At 38.2% G+C, this 21,169-nt stretch carries 23 protein-coding genes; 11 read left to right on the forward strand and 12 right to left on the reverse strand.

Going from position 1 to position 21,169, the window contains the following annotated elements; all coding sequences use genetic code 11:
* The 3 genes from F564_RS0108220 to F564_RS0108230 all read left to right on the forward strand — a co-directional run.
* On the forward strand, positions 1–254 hold a 254-nt coding region (locus tag F564_RS0108220), incomplete at its 5' end, for a transposase (protein ID WP_154656815.1).
* Positions 255–347: 93 nt separating this feature from the next.
* Positions 348–2,009, forward strand: a complete 1,662-nt coding sequence (locus F564_RS18945) for a tetratricopeptide repeat-containing sensor histidine kinase (RefSeq protein ID WP_051259612.1) — start codon at positions 348–350, stop codon at positions 2,007–2,009.
* A complete protein-coding gene (locus F564_RS0108230) occupies positions 1,999–2,661 on the forward strand; it encodes a response regulator (RefSeq protein ID WP_028122214.1) in 663 nt (220 codons plus the stop codon). The genes F564_RS18945 and F564_RS0108230 overlap by 11 nt, the downstream gene beginning before the upstream one ends.
* A 152-nt stretch (positions 2,662–2,813) precedes the next feature.
* Here the strand turns inward: F564_RS0108230 and F564_RS0108235 are convergent, their stop codons facing one another.
* The 5 genes from F564_RS0108235 to F564_RS0108255 form a co-directional block, all read right to left on the reverse strand.
* Positions 2,814–3,263, reverse strand: coding sequence for a GNAT family N-acetyltransferase (locus F564_RS0108235; RefSeq protein ID WP_028122215.1), 450 nt, complete (start codon positions 3,261–3,263; stop codon positions 2,814–2,816).
* A complete protein-coding gene (gene yihA, locus F564_RS0108240) occupies positions 3,256–3,879 on the reverse strand; it encodes a ribosome biogenesis GTP-binding protein YihA/YsxC (RefSeq protein ID WP_028122216.1) in 624 nt (207 codons plus the stop codon). Before yihA ends, F564_RS0108235 begins: the two co-directional genes overlap by 8 nt.
* Before the next feature lie 88 nt (positions 3,880–3,967).
* Positions 3,968–4,729, reverse strand: coding sequence for an alpha/beta fold hydrolase (locus tag F564_RS0108245; RefSeq protein WP_028122217.1), 762 nt, complete (start codon positions 4,727–4,729; stop codon positions 3,968–3,970).
* A gap of 82 nt (positions 4,730–4,811) precedes the next feature.
* The gene (locus tag F564_RS0108250) at positions 4,812–5,204 is read right to left on the reverse strand and encodes a hypothetical protein (RefSeq protein ID WP_028122218.1); all 393 of its coding nucleotides are present in this window, start codon (positions 5,202–5,204) and stop codon (positions 4,812–4,814) included.
* 5 nt (positions 5,205–5,209) lie between these two features.
* Positions 5,210–6,610 (reverse strand): nucleoside recognition domain-containing protein, encoded by a 1,401-nt coding sequence (locus F564_RS0108255; protein WP_028122219.1) that lies wholly within the window; start codon positions 6,608–6,610, stop codon positions 5,210–5,212.
* Between the two features lie 459 nt (positions 6,611–7,069).
* On the opposite strand from F564_RS0108255, the gene F564_RS0108260 reads away from it, so the two are divergent.
* Genes F564_RS0108260 through metQ form a run of 3 tightly spaced genes read left to right on the forward strand, consistent with a single transcriptional unit; the run spans position 7,070 to position 9,551 of the window.
* Positions 7,070–8,098 carry a methionine ABC transporter ATP-binding protein gene (locus F564_RS0108260; RefSeq protein WP_028122220.1) on the forward strand — a complete coding sequence of 343 codons (1,029 nt, stop codon included), beginning with the start codon at positions 7,070–7,072 and terminating at the stop codon, positions 8,096–8,098.
* Positions 8,088–8,741, forward strand: a complete 654-nt coding sequence (gene metI, locus F564_RS0108265; protein WP_028122221.1) for a methionine ABC transporter permease MetI — start codon at positions 8,088–8,090, stop codon at positions 8,739–8,741. Before F564_RS0108260 ends, metI begins: the two co-directional genes overlap by 11 nt.
* A 9-nt stretch (positions 8,742–8,750) precedes the next feature.
* On the forward strand, positions 8,751–9,551 hold the full coding sequence (metQ, locus tag F564_RS0108270; protein WP_028122222.1) for a methionine ABC transporter substrate-binding lipoprotein MetQ: 801 nt from the start codon (positions 8,751–8,753) through the stop codon (positions 9,549–9,551).
* Positions 9,552–9,739: 188 nt separating this feature from the next.
* Here the strand turns inward: metQ and F564_RS0108275 are convergent, their stop codons facing one another.
* The 7 genes from F564_RS0108275 to F564_RS0108305 all read right to left on the reverse strand — a co-directional run bounded on the left by F564_RS0108275 (position 9,740) and on the right by F564_RS0108305 (position 15,549).
* Entirely contained in the window at positions 9,740–10,192 is a 453-nt protein-coding gene (locus F564_RS0108275; protein ID WP_316928794.1) for a DUF6973 domain-containing protein, read from the reverse strand.
* A 111-nt stretch (positions 10,193–10,303) separates the two neighbouring features.
* A complete protein-coding gene (accD, locus tag F564_RS0108280; RefSeq protein ID WP_028122224.1) occupies positions 10,304–11,161 on the reverse strand; it encodes an acetyl-CoA carboxylase, carboxyltransferase subunit beta in 858 nt (285 codons plus the stop codon).
* Between the two features lie 90 nt (positions 11,162–11,251).
* Entirely contained in the window at positions 11,252–12,319 is a 1,068-nt protein-coding gene (gene fbaA, locus F564_RS0108285; RefSeq protein WP_028122225.1) for a class II fructose-bisphosphate aldolase, read from the reverse strand.
* Between the two features lie 105 nt (positions 12,320–12,424).
* On the reverse strand, positions 12,425–13,297 hold the full coding sequence (locus F564_RS0108290) for an NAD kinase (protein WP_028122226.1): 873 nt from the start codon (positions 13,295–13,297) through the stop codon (positions 12,425–12,427).
* Positions 13,298–13,300: 3 nt separating this feature from the next.
* Complete coding sequence (locus tag F564_RS0108295; RefSeq protein WP_028122227.1) at positions 13,301–13,954, reverse strand: CBS domain-containing protein; 654 nt, start codon at positions 13,952–13,954, stop codon at positions 13,301–13,303.
* Positions 13,955–14,125: 171 nt separating this feature from the next.
* Positions 14,126–14,665, reverse strand: coding sequence for an RNA methyltransferase (locus F564_RS0108300; protein ID WP_028122228.1), 540 nt, complete (start codon positions 14,663–14,665; stop codon positions 14,126–14,128).
* Between the two features lie 2 nt (positions 14,666–14,667).
* Complete coding sequence (locus F564_RS0108305) at positions 14,668–15,549, reverse strand: bestrophin family protein (protein ID WP_028122229.1); 882 nt, start codon at positions 15,547–15,549, stop codon at positions 14,668–14,670.
* Between the two features lie 126 nt (positions 15,550–15,675).
* Here F564_RS0108305 and F564_RS0108310 point away from each other — a divergent pair, with 126 nt between their 5' ends.
* The 5 genes from F564_RS0108310 (at position 15,676) to F564_RS0108335 (ending at position 21,158) form a co-directional block, all read left to right on the forward strand.
* Positions 15,676–17,202 (forward strand): helicase HerA-like domain-containing protein, encoded by a 1,527-nt coding sequence (locus tag F564_RS0108310; RefSeq protein ID WP_028122230.1) that lies wholly within the window; start codon positions 15,676–15,678, stop codon positions 17,200–17,202.
* A gap of 29 nt (positions 17,203–17,231) precedes the next feature.
* Entirely contained in the window at positions 17,232–18,461 is a 1,230-nt protein-coding gene (locus F564_RS0108315; protein WP_028122231.1) for a 3'-5' exonuclease, read from the forward strand.
* Positions 18,462–18,505: 44 nt separating this feature from the next.
* On the forward strand, positions 18,506–19,012 hold the full coding sequence (locus tag F564_RS0108320; protein ID WP_028122232.1) for a hypothetical protein: 507 nt from the start codon (positions 18,506–18,508) through the stop codon (positions 19,010–19,012).
* A 379-nt stretch (positions 19,013–19,391) separates the two neighbouring features.
* Positions 19,392–20,591 carry a diaminopimelate decarboxylase gene (lysA, locus tag F564_RS0108330; protein ID WP_185094331.1) on the forward strand — a complete coding sequence of 400 codons (1,200 nt, stop codon included), beginning with the start codon at positions 19,392–19,394 and terminating at the stop codon, positions 20,589–20,591.
* A gap of 60 nt (positions 20,592–20,651) precedes the next feature.
* A complete protein-coding gene (locus F564_RS0108335) occupies positions 20,652–21,158 on the forward strand; it encodes a hypothetical protein (protein ID WP_154656829.1) in 507 nt (168 codons plus the stop codon).
* Positions 21,159–21,169: the final 11 nt, after the last annotated feature.

Below are 21,169 nucleotides of genomic sequence, written 5' to 3' on the forward strand. Positions count from 1 at the left end.
TGGATACACCCATGAGAAACAACCAAAAAAATTATCAAAAACAAAAATATATTTTCAGAAAATCGAGAAAAAGAATAGAGACATTATTCTCTCAGCTTTGTGACCAATTTAAAATCAGAAACAACTACGCAAAATCATTTGAAGGTTTTAAAACAAGGATATTGAGCAAAATAACAGCATTAACTTTCATTCAATTTGTAAATGTTTTTGTATTTAATAGAAAAATGAATAATATTAAAATTGCATTAGTTTGATAATGCACTACGAGTTACATTATTGTAAAAGTATTCACTTTTTCTTAAATTTCGGGATAAATGTAAATTTTGCGTCATTCTCTTTTTTGTTTTTTGTTACTCATTTTGGCTGCTTGTTCGAAAAAGGAATCTACACAAGGGTTTCATTCTGCAAAAAAACAGATCAATCCCTTTTATGAGAAAGCCGTTGCCTTTATGGACAAAGATCCCGACAGTGCTTTCTATTTTCTAAACAAAGGAAAAGAGCTTTTCCAGAAAAGAAAAGACAGCTACGGATTGGGCAAGAGCTTTGTAAACATGGCAGTGATACAGGAGAATGCCGGTGACAACTTTGGAAGCATAGAAACCAGTTTACTTGCTTCGAAATTTTTGAAAGAAAATGATACTTCCCAACATTCTTCCATTTTTTCTAACTATAATAATTTGGGCGTTTCTTCTAATAATCTTAAAAATTATAAAGACGCCAAAGGCTTCTACGACAAAGCCATTTTGTTTACCAAAGACCCTGTGGATAAGCTGATGCTGGCGAATAATATTGCAGTGGTCTATCATAATGAAAAAAACTACGCAAAAGCCGTTGACATTTATACAAAACTACTGGATAGTGTGGGGGCAAAAAGTGAGTTTTATCCCAGGCTACTGCTGAACTTTTCCAGGTCCAAATGGTTTGCTGACCGCCATTACAAGCCTGTCAAAAATTATCTGCTGGCAGAAAGCCTAAGTCATAATTTTGATGATGACTGGACAAAAGATGCGGCATATGCATATTTGTCCGCCTATTATCTTAGCAAAAATGTCGATTCTGTACGGTATTATGCTAGTAAAATGCTGTTCCTCGCAACCAAATTGCGATATCCCGAAGACCAGTTGGAGGCCTTGCAGAATCTGATCAAGATATCCGATGGCTCTCAGGCGCAAAGCTATTTTGAACAATATTCGAAAATTCAGGATAGTTTGAAAAACAGTCAAAATAAAGCTAAAAACCAATTTGCACTCATCCGCTACGAAACTGAAAAATCTAAAGCAGAAAATCTAAAGCTGCAAAAAGAGCACGCAGATCACGAGCATCAGGTAGAAATACAGAAACTGACCATTGGAATTCTTCTATTGTCCTTTTTCATCGCAGTCATTGTTTCTTTTTTCTGGATTAGAAGACGACGGCAAAAATTGATCTTCGAAGCTAATACAAAACTGCAGGCGCAGCGGCTGGATTTTTCTAAAAAAGTGCACGATGTAGTTGCTAACGGGATCTACGAAGTGATGACGACGATCGAAAATCAAAACGATCTTCCAAAAGAAAAACTACTGGACAAACTGGAACTGATGTACCACAAATCCCGTGATCTTTCCTATGAGAAAAATCGTTCCAATGATTTCAGTGAGAGGATGACGGGTTTGATCGTTTCTTTTGATAGTGAAAGCACTCAAATTATTATGATTGGAAATGATCCCATTTTTTGGGATGCAGGCCATCCGCATAACAAAGAAGAATTCTTCCATATCATAAGAGAATTGCTAGTCAATATGAAAAAGCACAGCCACGCAACCCAAGTCATTTTGAGGTTTATTGCAAATCTTAATAATCAAGAGATCAAATACATAGATAACGGCGTAGGCTTGCCGGAAAATTTTGTGGAAAAGAATGGACTCTTAAATATGAGAGCCCGACTCGCGTTGATCAATGCAGATCTGGAAATAGAAGAACGTCATTCTGGCTTGAAACTATCAATCAAAACTACAGAAAATGTTCAGTAAAATATTAATCGCAGAAGATCATGAGAGCAGTAATTTTGCTGTCCAAAAAGTGTTGGAAGAACTGAGGATCGCCAAGGTAGATCACGTCTATTACTGTGATGATGCCTTCTCTTACCTCAAAAAATCTTTGGAATCTCAAGCTTATGAAGTGCTGATCACCGATCTTTCTTTTGAAGAAGACCATAGAAAGACACTGATTAATAATGGCCGCGAACTGATAAAACTTTGCAGGGAACTCTCTCCGGAATTAAAAATCATTGTTTTCTCAGCAGAGCACAGATGCGGTGTGATTGATCTGCTTTTCCAGGAATTAAACATCAATGCATTTGTACGAAAAGCACGTTCTGATTCTAGGGAATTAAAAAAAGCAATCGACTCTGTTTATCATAATCAAATCTATATCTCTCACGACCTGAAACTTCCTGTGAGAAGTATGAATACGCTGGAATTCAGTAACTATGACATCATCCTTCTTCAGTTGCTGGCCGAAGGTGTTTTGCAGAAAAACATTCCTCATGTCTTGCAGCAAAAAGCTATTTATCCGAATAGTCTCAGCAGTGTAGAAAAAAGAATGAATGCGATGAAGCTTGCATTAATGGTGAAGAACAACGAACAATTGATTGCTTACTGCAAAGATTTAGGAATCATTTGAAATTAATTTCAATTATTTTTTCATTTTACGGTTTCCCGTAAGGAAATGCAAAATTATGTCTCTAATTTTGCTTCAGATTAATAACCGTAAGAACAAAAAAAACACAAAGTATTGATTTCCAAAATAGTCTGAAGATTTTTCTTGAGGCTATTTTATTTTCTAAGCATTTCTGTATGCGGAATGTTATCTTCCAGGTATTTTTTTCCAGTATTCAGAAATCCAAAATCCGAATAGAACTTCAGCAGATAATCCTGCGCAGAGATTCTTACTTCACGGGTTCGCAATCTATTTTCTATGATGTCCAGAGCATAAGAGATGAGTTGCCGGCCAAGACCGGTTCCTCTTCCATTTTCCGTCGTGATAACACGACCAATCGATGTTTCCGGATATCTGATGCCTTTGTCAAAAATCCTGCAATAGGCTAATACTTCGCCGTTATCTTCTGCCCAAAGATGGATTGCCTTTTGGTCATTATCGTCCAGATCAGGATAAGGACAATCCTGTTCCACTACAAAAACATTGACTCTGGCTTTTATAATTTCGTAAAGTTCTGTGGTGGTAAGTTCGGGAAATGTTTTGATTTTCCACTCTGCATTAATCATCGAATCGCACTTTGTTTTTGATCAAAAACTGGTTGGTTTCTGAGATGAATTTTAAAATATGATCTGTCCCCGTTTTCTTCTCAGCAGAGGTCACATAGATTTCTGGCAATTCTTCCCAAGTTTTCAGGAGTTCTGTTTTGTAAGCTTCTACGTTTCTGTCGGCGGCGCCAGGTTTCAATTTGTCTACTTTTGTAAAAACGATCGAGAAAGGAACGTTGCTTTCGCCACACCATTGCATAAACTCAAGATCGATTTTCTGAGGTGCAAGACGAGAATCTATCAAAACAAAAAGATTGACCAGATTTTGTCTGTTCAGGATATAATTGGTGATGAGTTTTTCAAAATCCTTTCTAAGGCTTTTCGACACTTTTGCATAGCCATAGCCCGGTAGATCTGTAAGAAACCAATTTTCATTGACCAAAAAATGATTGATCAACTGTGTTTTTCCAGGGGTTTGGGACGTTTTAGCCAAATCTTTGTGATTCATCATCGCATTGATGAGAGATGATTTTCCCACGTTGGAACGTCCGATGAAAGCATATTCTGCCATCGTAGGTTCGGGACAATCCTGCCATTTCTGACTGCTTTTTACAAATTCTGCGGTTTTGATTACCATTTTTATAGGATATAAAAAACCATTAAGAGATCAAATTATTCTGCGAAAAACTCAATGTCTTAATGGTTTTAATGTATTAATAAATTGTTTAAATGACGCCTTTCAGCCAATCGTGTAGGATCTCATTGAACTTGTCTGGCTTCTCCATCATGGCTGCATGGCCACATTCTTCTATCCAAAACAGTGAAGACTGCGGGATGAATTTGTGCATATCTTCTGCAACTTCAGGTGGTGTGACGTTATCCTGTCTTCCCCAGATGATACATGTAGGGCAATTGATCTTCGGCAGATCGTTCAGCATATTATGTTTGATGGCGCTTCTTGCCAGCATGACGGTTTTGATGCCTTTCATCCTGTCATTCACAACGGCAAAAACCTCATCTACCAATTCATCTGTCGCCACTGCAGGATCATAAAAAACCTCTTGCGTTTTTTTCTTGATATAATCTTTATCACTTTTTCTTGGGAAACTGTCTCCAAAAGTTCTTTCGTACAGGCCGGAACTTCCGGTCAAAACTAAATTCTGAACCAGCTCTGGACGGGAAATGGTAAGGATCAGACCAATGTGTCCACCCATAGAGTTGCCAACAATCGTCACCGGTTTTCCGATCACATCTGTAATAAATCTCGCTACAAATTTTGAAATTGAAGTCAAATTGGTATTCAGAATGGGTAAATCGTAAATAGGCAACTGCGGAACAATCACCCTATAACCTTTGTCCGCGAAAAAGTTTATCATCTTATCGAAGTTGCTCAAGCCTCCCATCAAACCATGCAGAAGCACCATAGGATGACCTTCACCCGCTTCCACATAAGTATATTTCGTGTCTTTCTTAGTTTTAAAAATCATAATGCTATCTCGATAACCCGCCAAAAATACAAATAAAAGAATAATTTTTTATTTTAATCCTACTTAAATGGTCAAATTTAATTTATTTTAACACTGTTTTCAATTCATGGATGCGGTTGATGATAGGTAGTGCAAAAATCCCGCTCTTGGTCAGATAAAGTTCGTAAAACGTTTTCGCTTTGTCTGCAAAATCTTTTTTGTTTTCCGTTCTGTAGTGCAACATAAACACATTGCCCAGCATTTCGTAATAATCTACTTGGTCTTTCGATTCCCGTAGGTGGACTATATCTGTGATTTCCTCTTTTGATTTTGATGAAAGTTCCGTAAAATCCATTTTGAAAATGTCCTTCATCAAAGAATCGAAATCCAGTTCTTTCTGCATCAGACTTTTCTCCGGTTTCCCCAGAAGTAATTGTTCCAAAGCCTGCGTCAGTTGTCTTATTAATCTAAGTGTAAAATCTTTATCCTGAATCATAATTTCTATCCGAAAAACAAATAAGCCAATATGATTGAAACCGTCACACCAACAAGATCTGCCAAAAGCATAGATCCCACTGTATATCGTGTATTCTTGATCCCAACGGAACCAAAATAAACAGCAATCACGTAAAAAGTCGTATCAGAACTTCCCTGTAAAATGGCTGATAACTTCCCAGCGAAACTGTCTGCGCCGAAGGTTTTCATCGTGTCCACCATCATTCCGCGTGCTCCGGAACCGGACAGGGGTTTTATCAAAGCGGTTGGTAATCCATCTACAAATCTCGTGTCAAGATGAGAGGCGCTTGCGATCCATTTCATTCCGTCAATGATCACATCAAAAACGCCACTTGTCCTAAGCAAAGAGATGGCGATCAACATGCCTACCAAATAGGGAATGATCTTGATACACACCGTAAAACCTTCTTTGGCGCCATCAATAAAGGCGTCGAAGATATTGATCTTTTTATAAACTGCGCCCAGAACAATGGCGAGAAATATCAACAATATAATGCCGTTGCTCATCACTTTGCTGAAAGAATCCAACTCGTCTTTGCTTAGCTGCACCAGATAAATTACAAGCAAGGCTATAATGGCAGAAATCCCACCAACGTAAGCCAAAACAATCGGTTGAAACAGATTAATCTTCTGTCTGATAGAAACAATCGTCATTGCTGCCAGAGTTGCACAAAATGTGGCAATCATACAAGGCAGAAAGATATCCGTAGGCGTCACAGAACCCATTGATGAACGGATTGCGATGATGGAAACCGGAATCAGTGTGAGTCCGCTGGCGTGCAGGCAAAGAAACATAATCTGGGCATTGCTGGCTTTGTCTTTATCAGGATTCAAAGTTTGGAGGCTTTCCATGGCTTTGAGTCCGAAAGGTGTAGCCGCATTGTCAAGGCCTAATAGATTGGCACTGAAATTAAGCATCATATGACCGAAAGATGGGTGGTTTCTCGGGATGTCTGGAAATAATTTTGAGAAAAATGGCTGGATGAGTCGACTTAGGAAATGGATGCCGCCTGCTTTTTCAGCAATGCTCATAAATCCCATAAAAAGGGCCATTATACCAATCAGTTTTAAGCAGATTTCGACTGCGTTTTGACTGGTTCCTATGACGCCGTCTGTCTCTGCCACTCGATAAGTTTTCACATTCTGGAGTGAGTCCATTTTGTAATAGATGCGACGGTCTTCAAAATCAGGAGTGGTCTGCAAAGTTTTCTGCATATCTGGAGAAAACTGAGCCAATGGTTTTTGAGAGATCTGGATCGTATCGCCGCCTTTCCCCACTACCATATCGTTGAAGATCTGACTGTAGTTCTCCGAAGTGAAATATTTGACGGATGCAACTGCAATTGCAATGATGATGAAGGCTGACCAAATCCTGCTTAGAATCATTCTGGAAATTAATTTCAGTAAATGTATGAAAAAAGGTGATAGATTTTAGAAAGTTGGATTTAGAAATTAAAATATTAATCGAAGACAAATCCCGCAGCCCGGCTTGAACGGAAATCCTTTTTTGCTTATTCTCTAGTTCTAATTAAACTGAATCGTCTGCAAAAAAGATTGACTTCGTCGAACCACTTCGTTAGGTTTGGGAGTGGAAGACGGATTTGCTGCCCAAATCATTAAAACTCAAAACTGACATTTGTCATTTTATTGAATTTATACTTGTTTGGTATGAATTGAAATTTTACCTTTGCGCAGGCTTTTTTTTATACATTATCTGTGTTGTAATTTTGTTTGTTGCAATCATCTATTTCAGAGATATATGATGATGCAGAGGATAATGTGTTTATTTCAAAAACCTTTCATAATCTCATTTGAAAGGTTTTTTATTTTAATTAATTGATAAAAATGATTGAACTTTTAAACCTTACCAAAAGTTTTAAAACCAAGAATAAAACGATCCAAGCTCTGGCAGACGTTTCATTGAAGGTGGAAAAAGGCGAGATTTTTGGTGTTATAGGAACTTCTGGCGCCGGAAAAAGTACGCTGATCCGCTGCGTTAACCTGCTCGAAAAACCGAATGCCGGAAAAGTCATTGTAGACCAGGTAGAACTGACAAAACTCTCTGATTCTCAATTGACTTTGGAACGAAGGAAGATTGCGATGATCTTTCAGCATTTCAACTTATTGTCTTCCAGAACCGTTTTTGATAACATTGCGTTTCCTCTGGAACTAGAGGGAAAATCGAAATCTGAAATCACAGAAAAGGTAAATAGTCTTCTTGAACTTGTTGGGTTAAATGATAAAGCAAAAGATTATCCTGCCAATCTTTCCGGCGGACAAAAACAAAGAGTAGCGATTGCCAGAGCTTTGGCCAATGATCCGAAGGTTTTGCTTTGTGATGAGGCGACGAGTGCTTTGGATCCTGCAACTACAAAATCGATTTTAAAACTTTTGAAATCTATTAATCAAAAACTAAATCTGACGATCCTTCTGATCACACACGAGATGGAGGTCATTAAAACAATTTGTGATAAAGTGGCGGTGATAGATCACGGGAAATTGGTGGAACAGGGAAATATAGAGCAGATTTTTACTAATCCTGAGAAGGAAATCACCCAAGGTTTTATCCAGGCTTCTCTTAATATAGAATTGCCTTTGGTTTACCAAAATGCACTTATAAATACCGATCCCGAGGATAATAATCCGCTGGTAAAATTGATGCTGAATGGAAATAGTGATCAGAGTTTTGTCATCAGTCATTTGTATGAGAAATTCCAGATCAAAGCAAAGGTGATCAGCGCTCAGCTAGAGTACGTTGGCCAGCTGAGTTTTGGCGTTTTGATCGTGGAATTGCAAGGCACTAATATCAAGGAGGCTTTGGCTTTTTTGGAAAATGAATATTCTAACACAGAAATTTTAGGTTATGTCAGATAGTATTGTCAATTTGTTATTTCAAGGTACGATAGAAACGATTGTGATGACCTTGGTTTCTGGTTTTTTCGGATTTTTGTTGGGATTACCGACAGGGATTTTTCTGTTTCTGACTAGAAAAGGGCAACTTCTGGAAAATAAAGTTTCTCATCAGATCGTCTCTGTCATCGTGAATATTTTCCGTTCTATTCCATTCATTATTTTGATCGTTTGGATGATCCCGTTCACGAGAACGATTGTCGGAACGTCCATTGGTGTAGCGGCGGCTTTGGTTCCTCTAAGTGTTGGTTCTGCTCCGTTCATTGCACGATTGGTGGAAAACAGTTTACTGGAAATCCCATCCGGATTGATAGAAGCTGCAAGATCGATGGGCGCAAAACCTTTGCAGATTATTAGCAAAGTGCTTTTGCCGGAAGCGCTGCCTTCTCTTATTAATAATATCAGCATTACCTTGATCACCCTCGTTGGCTATTCTGCAATGGGAGGTGCGGTAGGCGCTGGCGGGTTGGGACAGGTTGGCTACCAATATGGCTATATCGGGTATGACTTTGCGGTGATGAACGCGGTATTGGTCTTGTTAATTGTACTGGTATTCATCATTCAGATGGCCGGCGATTTTCTTTCGAAAAAATGTAACCACAGATAAAAATTTAAAATGAACTTTAAAAAAATAGTATTTGCTTTTGCAATCATATCATTAGTGGCTTGTAATAAAAAAGAATCCAACCCCAATGTTTTAAAAGTAGGGATTGCTTCCGGACCAGAACAAAGCTTGGCAGAAGAAGCCAAAAAAGTGGCTAAGGAAAAATACGGTTTGGAAGTAGAGTTGGTAAGCTTCAATGATTATGTGGTGCCGAATGAGGCACTTAGTCAAGGTGATGTAGACGCTAATGCATTTCAGCACTTGCCCTATTTGGAAGAACAATCCAGACAAAGAGGATACAAACTGGCGGTTGTTGGGAAGACATTTGTTTACCCTATTGTTGCTTATTCTAAAAAGATACAATCAATTTCAGAACTGAAACCGGGACAAACGATCGTGATCCCAAATGACCCAACCAATGGGGGAAGGTCATTATTGTTGCTTCAGAAACAAGGCTTGATCAAATTAAAAGAAGGCATTGGGCTGTTGCCAAAAGTAGCGGACATCACGGAAAATCCAAAGAATTTTAGAATTCTGGAATTGGAGGCACCACAGATTCCACGGGTTTTGGAAGACAAAGAGGTCGCTTTGGCAATCATCAATAATAATTTTGCAGCACAGGCCGGACTGGATCCTGAAAAACAAGGGCTGTTCACAGAAGATAAGGATTCGCCTTATGCCAATCTGATCGTTTCCAGAGAAGACAATAAAAATGATGAAAAGATCAAAAAATTTGTTAAAGCTTATCAATCTCCAGAAGTAGAAGCCGTAGCCAGGAAGGCCTTCAAAGGAGGCGCTGTTAAGGCGTGGTAAAACTTCTGTATGGTATCTGGGTTTTTTAAGTTGGCGGTTCCTCAGGATCGCCAATCTTTGTTGTGACGGGATCTCTTATTAATTTAGAAACTTTTCGGTTTGTTTAAAAATGATTCAAAAATATAAATGTGAACGCAGGTTTTTTCGGATCAATAATAGAAAAGAACACGCCAGAATGCCTCTTTTTTTTATTCCAAATAGATGAGGGTATCTTTATCCACTTCTTCATCCACAGAGGTGATTAACGCCGCATTTTTTGTTTTTTTCTGAAGCTCCTCAATAAAAAAACTGCTTTCAAAAAACTGACGGTGAACACCAGGTAAAAGGCTCATAAAATAATCCATCCCCAGCTGATTATTATGAAGATCCATTTTGGTTTCCAAAGGTTTGTTGGGAAAAAGATCTTCGTGCATATCCGTAAGCTTTTTGCACCATTTCAGTGATTTTTCCGGTGATGACACTTTGCAGAAATACATCATGATGATACAGCACCAGTAAGCGTGACGGAAAGCGTTTCCTATTCCGCTGTTAGAATTGCATTCAGGATATAATTCTTTTGCTTTCTGAAAAGCTTTTAAACTGGCGTAAGTGTATAAAAAAGCAAAAAGCGGATGGATGATTCCAATGGAAAAAACCTTCAATAATTTATTAAAGGTTAAGGATCTTAAAGCTCTGAAAAATAGGCCTGTAAATCTCATCAATAAAAAACTCTCCCAGATTTGAGAGAGTCTATTTTTAGTTTAATAACTTGATTAATGATATTCGTGCGTCAAAAGCTTCACAGCTCTGGAAACCGAATGTTTGATATCAGTTCTTTTCACAATGAAATCGACAAAGCCTTTTTCCTGCAAAAACTCAGAGGTCTGGAAACCTTCCGGCAAATCCTTACCGATAGTTTCACGAATAACTCTTGGTCCTGCAAAGCCAATCAAAGCACTTGGTTCTGCAATGATTAAATCGGCAGTCATTGCGAATGAAGCGGTAATTCCACCAAAAGTTGGATCCGTCAAATAGGCGATGTAAGGCAAGCCAGCGTCAGAAAGCTGAACCAATTTTGCCTGAACTTTTGCCAACTGCATCAGTGAGTAAGCTGCTTCCTGCATTCTTGCGCCACCAGATTGGCAGATGATCATGTATGGTAATTTATTTTTGATACAATAGTCAATTGCTCTTCTGATTTTTTCACCCATTACAGACCCTAAAGATCCCCCAATGAAAGCAAAATCCATACAAGAAATCACCATTTCCACACCGTTTACTTTTCCTGTCGCGTTACGGATAGAATCTGTTAGTTTGGTTTTGGCCTTTACTTCTTTCAGACGGTCTGTGTAGGATTTGGTATCCTTGAATTTCAGAATATCTACACTTTCCACATCAGCATCCAATTCCTTGAATTTCTGATCATCAAAAAGCATATCAAAGTATTCTCTACTCCCGATCCTTACGTGGAAACCATCTTCCGGAGACACAAAATTATTAGATTTTAATTCTTCAAATTCTATGATTTTGCCAGTTGGCGTTTTGTGCCAAAGTCCTTTTGGAACGTCCTTTTTGTCTTCTGTAGAAGTGGTAATGTTCTGCCCTTTCCTTTTAAACCAATCAAATGCCATATAATCTATAATTGATGAATGATAATTGATAATTGATGAAAAAACAATTTAGAACAATCGTTTCTCGCTCATCAATTACCATTTATAAATTTAAAGTGTATTAATATTGTTCAGATCTTCGAAAGCCTGAGTCAATCTTTTAATATAAGTTTCTTCTCCTTTTCTTACCCAAACTCTTGGATCGTAGAATTTCTTGTTCGGCGCATCGGCTCCAGTCGGGTTTCCGATCTGATGACGCAGGTATTCAATCTGATCTGTCATATAATCTCTGATTCCTTCTGTGTAACCGAATTGCAAATCTGTATCGATGTTCATTTTCACAACACCATAGCCGATTGCTTCTCTGATTTCTTCCAAAGTAGATCCGGATCCACCGTGGAATACGAAGTTCACCGGTTTGTCTGCGGTTTTGAATTTCTCCTGAACATATTTCTGAGAATTGTCAAGAATTTTTGGAGTCAATTTCACGTTTCCTGGCTTGTAAACACCGTGTACGTTTCCAAAAGCTGCTGCAATGGTGAAGTTATCAGAAACGGCTTTCAGAACTTCGTAAGCGTGTGCTACTTCTTCTGGTTGCGTGTATAGTTTTGAGCTGTCAACATCTGAGTTATCAACACCATCTTCTTCTCCTCCAGTAACACCCAATTCGATCTCAAGTGTCATTCCCATCTTGTTCATTCTTTCGAAGTATTTTGCAGAAACCTCTAGGTTTTCTTCAATAGGTTCCTCTGAGAAATCCAACATATGGGAAGAATAAAGAGACTTTCCGTTTTGTTTGTAGAACGCTTCACTTGCATCCAAAAGACCGTCTACCCACGGTAATAATTTTTTAGCGCAATGGTCTGTGTGAAGGATCACTGTAGCGCCATAAGCCTCAGCTAGAGTGTGGATGTGTTTTGCGCCTGCAACAGCTCCGAGAACTGCCGCTTTTTGATTTTCGTTACTCAAGCCTTTTCCGGCGTTGAAGACAGATCCTCCGTTTGAGAACTGGATGATTACAGGTGCATTCAGTTTCGCAGCAGTTTCTAAAGTTGCATTGATATTACTAGACCCTATTACGTTAGCTGCCGGAAGTGCGAATTGCTTCTCTTTTGCATAATCGAATATTTCTGTTACTAAAGAACCAGTGGCAACTCCTGCCGGAAATTTTCTGCTCATTTTGATTATTTTTTTAAGATTTTTTTTGAACGGTAAAGTTACAAAATTATTAACAATTTAAAATTGCAAATTTTCGGTCTTATGCAAAGACCAATATTTTATTTTTTAATTCCGCTTATCATTCCCCCAAAGCAATTTTTGACGGATGGTTTCATAGAAACTAAAGTTTTTCGGCTTGATAAGGAAAAGCGAAAAACCTGCTTTCTCAATGGTAATTTCACTGCCAATTTCCATATGGTAAAGCCTTGAATCCAAAGCCAGTGTATATTCTTCCACACGACTTTCTACAATTAATCTAATCTTCGCATCATCTTTCACGATCAAAGGACGAACATTAAGATTGTGAGGCGCAATTGGCGTGATGACAAAGTTGTCATTAGCCGGCGAAATAATGGGACCGCCACAACTTAAAGAATAAGCTGTCGATCCTGTTGGTGTTGAAACAATCAATCCGTCGCCCCAAAAGACATTCAGGAAATCATCATTAATGTAAGATTCTACAGTAATCATTGATGTTGTTTCTTTTCTGGAAAGACTGACATCATTCAATGCAAAAGGAAAATCTATATTGTTTTCTCTGTTTGTTGAGATCTTGATAACCGATCTTTCGCTGATATTGTAATTTTTTTCGAGAATGATAGAGTCCAGCTCATCGAAGATCTGATCTTTTCTGAAATTGGCTAAAAACCCTAAACGGCCTGTGTTTACGCCGATGATTGGAATCTCCAGATCCTGGATAAAAGTCAGTGCGTTAAGAATGGTTCCATCGCCTCCAAAACTGAAAACGATATTGACATGTTTATTCTGCAATTCTTCTTTACACGAAAAAGTGTCGAATTCCTTTGAGAAATTCAATCGATGAGCCATTTCTGCGTGAAGAACTACGGAAACATCTCGGAGTGCCAATTCGGAAATGAACTTGTTGAGATACAGAAACGTATCAAGGTCTTTTTTTTGAGAATAGATAGCTGCCTTCATATTTTATATCTCCAAAAATTTCTGAAAAAATCCGAAACGGTCTTTCAACAGCTCTTCTTTCTCATCATCATAATGTTTAGTAACCACAGTATAGCCATATCGTTCGAAAGTCTCATCAATTGAACTCAGGTTTTCATTGCTGATCTTCAATGTGATTTCTATGCTGTCTTCTTTGATTGTACTGATAAAAGTGCCATAGATTTTCGCATTGTTGCTTTCCACAATCTGAGAAATCTCTGTCATAGAATAATGCAAACCGTTGGTCTGAATAGTCAGGATTGCACCGTTTTCAGAAAACAATGGGTATTTTGAAAACTCATTGAAGATGTCGTCACACGATATGTAGCCCAGGTATTTTTCTTCCTTAGAAATCACAGGGATCACATTCGCATTGAAAGTGTGGAACAGCTTGATGCTATCTAGAATACTGCTGTCTTCTATGATGGCAAAACGCTCATAATGAATATTAAGACTATCCAGTTTTCCCTCAGGACTGTCTTCCAGAAAAGACTGGCTGAGTCCGCCTAGAAAAACACCGTTGCTCACGATGAAAACATGAGAATACCCAAAATCTTTAGCGACCTCAGAAGCTTCTTCTATAGAATCTTTTCTGCTGAATGCGGGGTAATCTTTGGAAATGTAGTCTTTTATAAACATGATGCTAATTTACAAAAAATCCTCAGCCACAAAAGATTTAAAATTTTTTTGTGGAATTTTAAAAAAAATATTGCTTTGTGTTAAGTAAAAAGTATATCTTTGTCGCCTTTCATTTTTACTTTTTATTAGATTTATTTCAAACTGCAACACTTTATGGTGTCTGCAGTTTTTTTATTTTCCAGCGGCAAGGTTTTTCGCAAACTCCCAAATCACGATTCCGCCGCAAACGCTTACGTTCAGAGAGTGCTTGGTTCCCAATTGTGGGATTTCCAAAAATGCATCAATATTTGGCAAGGCCTCATCGCTGATTCCGTCCACTTCATTCCCAAGAATCAGAGCGTACTTGGCGTCAGCTTTAATTTCAAAATCAGAAATCAACTGGCTGTCAGAAGTTTGTTCTATTCCGATGATGTTGAAATTTTCTTTCTTAAGGTTTTCAATGGCCGTATTAATGTCCTGCTCATAGATCCAATCCACGCTTTCTGTTGCGCCAAGAGCTGCCTTATGGATTTCTCTGTGAGGCGGCCGCGGTGTGATGCCGCAAAGCACCACTTTCTCGATCAGAAAAGCATCACCCGTGCGGAAGATCGCTCCCACATTGTGCATACTTCTAACGCTGTCCAGAATAATGACTAAAGGAATCTTCTGTGTATTTTTGAAGGTTTCCACATCTATTCTTCCAAGTTCTTCTAGTTTCAGTTTCTTCGTCACGGTTAGGCTTTATTTAAAATTAAATCAATATTTCTTTCGATGTTTTGCGCGATAGACGCCAGCGGAATATCATTTTCATCATTGTTAAAAGGGTCTTCTATCTCCTCAGCAATCAGCTCCAGACTCATCAGAACGTAATAAACGAACATGGTAATCGGAATCATAAAGAAGCCGAGATCCACCACGTTTGCAACGGGTAAAGCCAAGACATAAAAAACCACAAATTTTTTGATGAATGATGAGTAAGAATAAGGAATTGGTGTGTTTTTAATTCGTTCGCAACCACCGCAAACATCCAAAAACCCGGATAACTGGGCATCCAGAAACAGCATTTCTGTATCGGATATTTTGCCTTCTTTTTTGAGATGAAACAGTTTTCTCGTCAATAGGAAAACCAGTTCTGCAGGTGGATGGTGCTTCAGTTCTTTGGCAAGATCTGCAAAATCCTTGTCCAAGACCAACCTGGTAGAATCTTTTGATAGATGACTGGAGAGAAAATGCGGAAAAAATTTAATGTATCTAGCAATCTGAGTTTTGGTTTTAATGTCTTTTTCATCCAGAATGCCACAGATCTTGATCATGAAATTGCGGCTGTCATTCACCAGTTTCCCCCATAGTTTTCGCCCTTCCCACCAGCGGTCATAAGCCGTGTTGGTGCGGAAAACCAATAGCAAAGACAAAACGAAACCAAGCAAGGAATGCAGCATTCCGATATGGCTAACCGTGGATTTTTCTGTAAGGTGCAGGTATTCTACTTCTAAGTAATACATCCCGTAAGAATAGAGCCCTACGAGAAGCATGGTGGGAAACAGGATTTTGAGTGTATCTGTCTTATGAAGACTGATGAGGATCTTCAGAAAATTCTTTGTGTTGTAAGCGCGCATAGAATGGCATTTGATTGCAAAGATAATTTATATCGAATAAAAACTTTGGATTGCTATGTAATAAGTTGAAGTTTTAAAACCGTTTCTGAAAATTATTTTTAAATTTAAGGATTGAAAAACCAAACGATGGCTGATAAAGAAAAATTCATAACCGATCTCAATTCAAAATACAACCCAAAAGGCGACCACATCATCCTTGGAAAAGGAATGCTGGATGGAGAAATCGTAACAGAAGTCAATGTTTCTATTCCCCTGAAAACAGTGAACAGGCACGGCCTTATCGCGGGAGCAACCGGAACCGGGAAAACCAAAACACTTCAGGTTTTTGTTGAGCAGTTGTCTCACGCCGGAGTTCCGACTTTGGTCATGGATATCAAAGGTGATCTTTCCGGAATTGCAGAATCTGGCGTTGAAAACGATCATATTAAGGAACGTTACGCAAAAACAGGTTTGCCCTATTCTCCACAGAGTTTCCCCGTAGAACTGATGACTATTTCCGGCGCAAAAGGCGTGAAACTGAGAGCGACGGTTTTGGAATTCGGGCCGATTTTATTAAGCAAAATCCTTGGTCTCAATGATACTCAGCAAAGTATTATGTCCATCGTTTTCAAATATTCTGATGACAAGGCATTGCCATTAGTTGATTTGAGTGACCTGAAAAAAGTACTGCAGTATGTGACGGATCATCCGATTGGTAAAAAGGAACTGGCTGATAATTACGGCTCGATTGCGCCGGCATCTTTGGGCGCCATCCTTCGTTCGATTGTTGCAATGGAACAGCAAGGTGCAGCTACTTTCTTCGGGGAGCCAAGTTTTGATGTTGAAGATCTTGTGCAAACCAGAGACGGAAAAGGCGTCGTGAATATTTTCCGTGTAGATGATATTCAAAGCAAACCGAATCTCTTTTCAACCTTTATTTTATCACTGTTTGCCGAGATTTATATGACGTTTCCGGAAGAAGGTGACAGCGGAAAACCGAAGTTGGTTTTATTCATAGATGAAGCGCATTTGCTTTTCAATGAAGCTTCAAAAACACTTCTTTCACAGATTGAAACAATGGTAAAATTGATCCGTTCAAAAGGAATCGGAATTTACTTCATTACACAAATCCCTGGTGATGTTCCTGAGAATATATTAAGTCAATTGGGTTTGAAAATTCAGCACGCTTTGCGAGGTTTTACAGGAAAAGACAAAAAAGAAATTGATAAAGCGGTGGAGAATTATCCAACAACAGAATTCTATAACGCCAGCGAACTGATTCAAAATCTCGGAATCGGCGAAGCATTTGTAACCGCTCTTGACGAAAAAGGCATTCCGACACCATTGGTTCAAACTTATTTGATCTCGCCGGAAAGCAGAATGGATATTTTGACTTCTTCAGAAATTGATGAATTGACAAGCAACTCGGCATTAGTTAGAAAATACGAACAAACTGTAGATAAAGAAAGTGCTTACGAAATCCTCAATAAAAGGATTCAGGATTCTGCACAAACCGAAATCCCAACACCAACAAGAGGAAGATCTGCACAGCCAAAACAAGAGGCAGGAATGTTCGAACAAGTCATCGAAAGCCGGGCCGGAAAAACATTTCTGAATACTTTAGCAAGAGAAGGCGCTAAGTTTATTTTGGGAATGTTCAGTAAAAAAAGATAATTAAATAAGTGCAGATCGCATAAATGCAGATGTATTCAGTAATAGATATAGAAAGTAACGGCGCTCCTTTCCGGAAGGAAAGCATTATAGAAATTGCGGTCTATCGTTTTGATGGCCACGAGATTACAGACCAGTTTATCTCACTCGTAAATCCCGAAGACGAGATTTCTTCTTTTGTTCAGAAGTTGACAGGCATCACATCCAAAATGGTTCTCACTGCTCCAAAATTTCATGAGATCGCCAAACGTGTGGTAGAGATCACGCAGGATTCAACCTTAGTTGGTCACAATATTGATTTCGATTACAGAATGCTTCGCCAATCGTTCAAACGCCTTGGTTACGATTTCAAAATCAATACTTTAGATACAATTCCATTAGCCAAAAAACTGATTCCGGAAGAGAAAAGTTATTCGCTAAGCAAGCTTTGCAAATCCATCGGAATTCCTTTGACCGAAGCGCACCGGGCGAGTGGCGATGCGAGAGCGACTTTGGATCTGTTTAAGTTATTGATGATTAAAGATAAATCCAATGAAATCATCCAATCTCAACACGAAGAGAATCACGCAAAAAGTTATCTCAATAAAATCCAATTATTAACAGAAGATCTTCCGAATGAGCGTGGGATTCTCTATTTTCAAAATTCTGAAGGAACAATTATTTATTCCGATGTGGTAGAAGATCTCTACAAATCGGCCAAAAAAATCCTCGAATCAGATTCGAGAAAGTATAAAAACATTCAGGAAGATGCAGCTCTGACTTCTTATGAATTAACGGGAACCGACCTTATTGCCAAACTGATGATGAAGAATAAAGGCATTAGCAAAACACAACCTTTGCCTTTCGGATTGTTTTACAGAAAGAATAAATACATTCTTGAGAAAATCAAAAAAGAACAGGAGGAGAAACCTTATCTGAGATTCAAAAGTTTTACGCAAGGTTTGAAAGCCATCAATTACATCAAATCCAAACCCGAGCTGAAAGATAATTTTGAGGAGTTCACACAGAAAATCCATCTTAAAAAAAGAAATGAGATTTGGACCTCATCCGGAAGAACTTTGGGCGAAAAGTCTTTTCTCATTTTAGAAAACGGAAAACTGACAGGTTTTGGGTTTTACGATTTGTATCATCAAATCCAATCTTTGGAAAAGATTAAAAAACTGCTGCTGCCCGTTTCCAGATTCTCTCAGGATCTGCAGAATGATTTGCAGTTGGCGCTTTTGCGGAATGAGTTTGAGGTTTTGGAGTTACCGAAAGCTTGATTTATCGTAATTGTCAGCTAATTTAAAAAAGTGAAAATTTCATTATGGACATTGAAGAATATTTTGATGAATCAAATTATTTAAACGAAGATAAAACATTAAAAGAAAAATGTTTTATTCTATATCATTCTCATCCTAATTGGCAAGAGATTCCAAGAGATCAAACCTTAATTATTTATCAAGATTTTTCATTTGAAAAGAAGTTGTTTTGGTATAAATTTCCATTAAAAAAAAGACTATTCTCAAGTTATAAAAGCAACCTCATTCCCGAAAATATATTTGAAATATTAAGAGAATTGAATGCGTTAGAAACACTAAAAATTAAAAATTTTTATACTTCAAAAACTGAAAAGTATTCGCCTGAAGGACTTTCAGAAGATTCTTATCAAATTAACCATAACGGGAAAAATCATTCGATAAATATGAGTTCTTACTGGACCGATGAAACTCTTTTTATAAGTAATGAAGAAAAATGCTTTTTGAAATTACATAAAAGTTTATTTGAATGGAAAAATGAACTTTACGAAAGCATTATCAAATTACATATCTAATTTCAGTTGTTGGAAAATATTAGATTTATGTAGAATCATCACAGCCCGACTTGAGTGGAAATCCTTTTTTGTGGCTGGAAAAGTGTGGGCAAAAAGATTGGGAACCCTTCGACTTCGCTCAGGATAAACTACAGGCGGATAAAGCTGCCCAAAATAAAAATCAATCCAAAAATTGCGAGATTTACAGATAAACTCTAATTTTGCCAAAATTTTATTAACAACAAGCAATGCAATATTTTAAACAAAGCAAAATCGGAAAAAAGGGAGCTGTAAGGTTCTCTAAGGTTTGGAATGTCTAAGGAGTTGCGTGCATAAGATATCTATTGCGGCAGACTCTTTATATAAGAATCTGCCTTTTTATTTTTAAAAATCTACGATTATGACCAATCAGGACTTGCTAAGTATAGCAAAAGAATTCGGGACACCCGTGTATGTTTATGACGTTAATTCTATCAGCGAGCAGTATAAAAAGCTGACGTCTTCTTTCTCGAAGACCACGCGTTTTTTCTACGCTGCCAAGGCTTTGACCAACATCAATATCCTGAAGTACGTAGAAAAATTGGGCGCATCTTTGGATTGCGTTTCTATCAATGAGGTGAAATTGGGCTTGAAAGCTGGTTTCTCCAACGACAGAATTCTATTCACGCCAAATTGCGTTGACCTTGCTGAAATCGAGGAAGCAATGTCTCATAAAGTTCATATTAACATCGATAATATTTCGATTCTTGAGCAATTTGGAAATAAATTCGGGAGCACCTATCCAATTTTTGTGAGAATCAATCCGCACATTTATGCTGGCGGAAATCATAAAATTTCGACTGGACATATTGATTCCAAATTCGGAATTTCAATTCACCAAATGCGTCATATCGAACGGGTGATGAAATCGACAAACCTCAATGTTGAAGGTCTTCATATGCACACAGGAAGCGAAATCAAAGATCCAGACGTTTTCATCCAAGGTCTTGAAATTATGTTTGAATTGGCGGAGCATTTCCCGAATTTGAAATATCTGGATATGGGAAGTGGTTTCAAAGTGCCTTATCAGGATGGCGATATCGAAACAGACGTGAAATCTCTGGGTAAAAAAGTAAACGCTTCGATTAAAAAATATGAGGAAGAATCTGGGAAAAAGTTCCAGCTTTGGTTTGAGCCAGGGAAGTTTTTGGTGAGCGACAGCGGCCATTTTCTGGTAAAATCAAATGTCATCAAGCAAACTACTGCGACAGTTTTTGTAGGCGTGAACTCTGGTTTCAATCATTTGATCCGTCCGATGTTCTACGATTCTTACCATATTATTGAAAATCTTTCCAATCCAAAAGGACCTGAAAGAATCTATACCGTTGTTGGAAATATCTGTGAGACAGATACTTTTGCTTGGGATAGAAAAATAAATGAAGTGCGAGAAGGGGACATCATCGTGTTCAGAAATGCGGGCGCTTACGGTTTTGAAATGAGTTCTAATTTCAACTCCAGACTGAAACCTGCGGAAGTGATGTTTCTGGACGGAAAAGCGCATCTCATCAGAAAAAGAGACGAGTTTGAAGATCTATTGAAAAACCAGATCGAAGTTTTGTAAATAATTCTGAATCAGGATTGTTTGGCACACATTTTCTTTCATCCTGATAAATCAAACGCTATGAAAACACTATTACTTTCGTTAAGCCTATTAGTAAGCACTCTTAATTTAGCTCAGAACAACGATGTTGAAGAATCACTGAACATGGATATCCCAATGGTGGATGCTACATCTAGCGCCGTTGGATACAGCGTAAGGGGTATTTATCAAATCAAAGATCATACTTGCGATCCTGCCAGTTTCAAAAGTGTGAGATATCCAGGCGGGTCCGATGCTTATATCAGAGAACTGAAAGAGAAGTTTCAGCAGAACGTCAATTGGAACAGTTATGTGGTAAACGGCTTATTTTTTGTGAAAATGGATATCACGAAAGATGGTGTCTTGTCAAAACTGGAAGCCGGACCTAAAGTGGATAAAAGTGAACCTTTCCTGAATGACCTCAAAGAAGCTGTTAAAAAAGTCAATAAAACTTGGACACCTGCCAAATGCAGCGGCAATCCGGTAGATTCCAAAGCGATTTTGAAAATCGATTTTTCATCGATGACTTATGATAATGCTTTTAACTGATCAGAAAAACA

Origin of the sequence: Epilithonimonas tenax DSM 16811, from assembly GCF_000428485.1 — a bacterium.
Taxonomy (GTDB): Bacteria; Bacteroidota; Bacteroidia; order Flavobacteriales; family Weeksellaceae; genus Epilithonimonas; species Epilithonimonas tenax.

Bases quoted from the DNA above. Each gene is read 5' to 3' on its own strand.
- F564_RS0108230 (WP_028122214.1), top strand. From the start codon at position 1,999: ATGTTCAGTAAAATATTAATCGCAGAAGATCATGAGAGCAGTAATTTT.
- F564_RS0108235 (WP_028122215.1), bottom strand. From the start codon at position 3,263: ATGATTAATGCAGAGTGGAAAATCAAAACATTTCCCGAACTTACCACC.
- yihA (WP_028122216.1), bottom strand. From the start codon at position 3,879: ATGGTAATCAAAACCGCAGAATTTGTAAAAAGCAGTCAGAAATGGCAG.
- F564_RS0108245 (WP_028122217.1), bottom strand. From the start codon at position 4,729: ATGATTTTTAAAACTAAGAAAGACACGAAATATACTTATGTGGAAGCG.
- F564_RS0108250 (WP_028122218.1), bottom strand. From the start codon at position 5,204: ATGATTCAGGATAAAGATTTTACACTTAGATTAATAAGACAACTGACG.
- F564_RS0108255 (WP_028122219.1), bottom strand. From the start codon at position 6,610: ATGATTCTAAGCAGGATTTGGTCAGCCTTCATCATCATTGCAATTGCA.
- F564_RS0108260 (WP_028122220.1), top strand. From the start codon at position 7,070: ATGATTGAACTTTTAAACCTTACCAAAAGTTTTAAAACCAAGAATAAA.
- metI (WP_028122221.1), top strand. From the start codon at position 8,088: ATGTCAGATAGTATTGTCAATTTGTTATTTCAAGGTACGATAGAAACG.
- metQ (WP_028122222.1), top strand. From the start codon at position 8,751: ATGAACTTTAAAAAAATAGTATTTGCTTTTGCAATCATATCATTAGTG.
- accD (WP_028122224.1), bottom strand. From the start codon at position 11,161: ATGGCATTTGATTGGTTTAAAAGGAAAGGGCAGAACATTACCACTTCT.
- fbaA (WP_028122225.1), bottom strand. From the start codon at position 12,319: ATGAGCAGAAAATTTCCGGCAGGAGTTGCCACTGGTTCTTTAGTAACA.
- F564_RS0108290 (WP_028122226.1), bottom strand. From the start codon at position 13,297: ATGAAGGCAGCTATCTATTCTCAAAAAAAAGACCTTGATACGTTTCTG.
- F564_RS0108295 (WP_028122227.1), bottom strand. From the start codon at position 13,954: ATGTTTATAAAAGACTACATTTCCAAAGATTACCCCGCATTCAGCAGA.
- F564_RS0108305 (WP_028122229.1), bottom strand. From the start codon at position 15,549: ATGCGCGCTTACAACACAAAGAATTTTCTGAAGATCCTCATCAGTCTT.
- F564_RS0108310 (WP_028122230.1), top strand. From the start codon at position 15,676: ATGGCTGATAAAGAAAAATTCATAACCGATCTCAATTCAAAATACAAC.
- F564_RS0108315 (WP_028122231.1), top strand. From the start codon at position 17,232: ATGTATTCAGTAATAGATATAGAAAGTAACGGCGCTCCTTTCCGGAAG.
- F564_RS0108320 (WP_028122232.1), top strand. From the start codon at position 18,506: ATGGACATTGAAGAATATTTTGATGAATCAAATTATTTAAACGAAGAT.
- lysA (WP_185094331.1), top strand. From the start codon at position 19,392: ATGACCAATCAGGACTTGCTAAGTATAGCAAAAGAATTCGGGACACCC.
- F564_RS0108335 (WP_154656829.1), top strand. From the start codon at position 20,652: ATGAAAACACTATTACTTTCGTTAAGCCTATTAGTAAGCACTCTTAAT.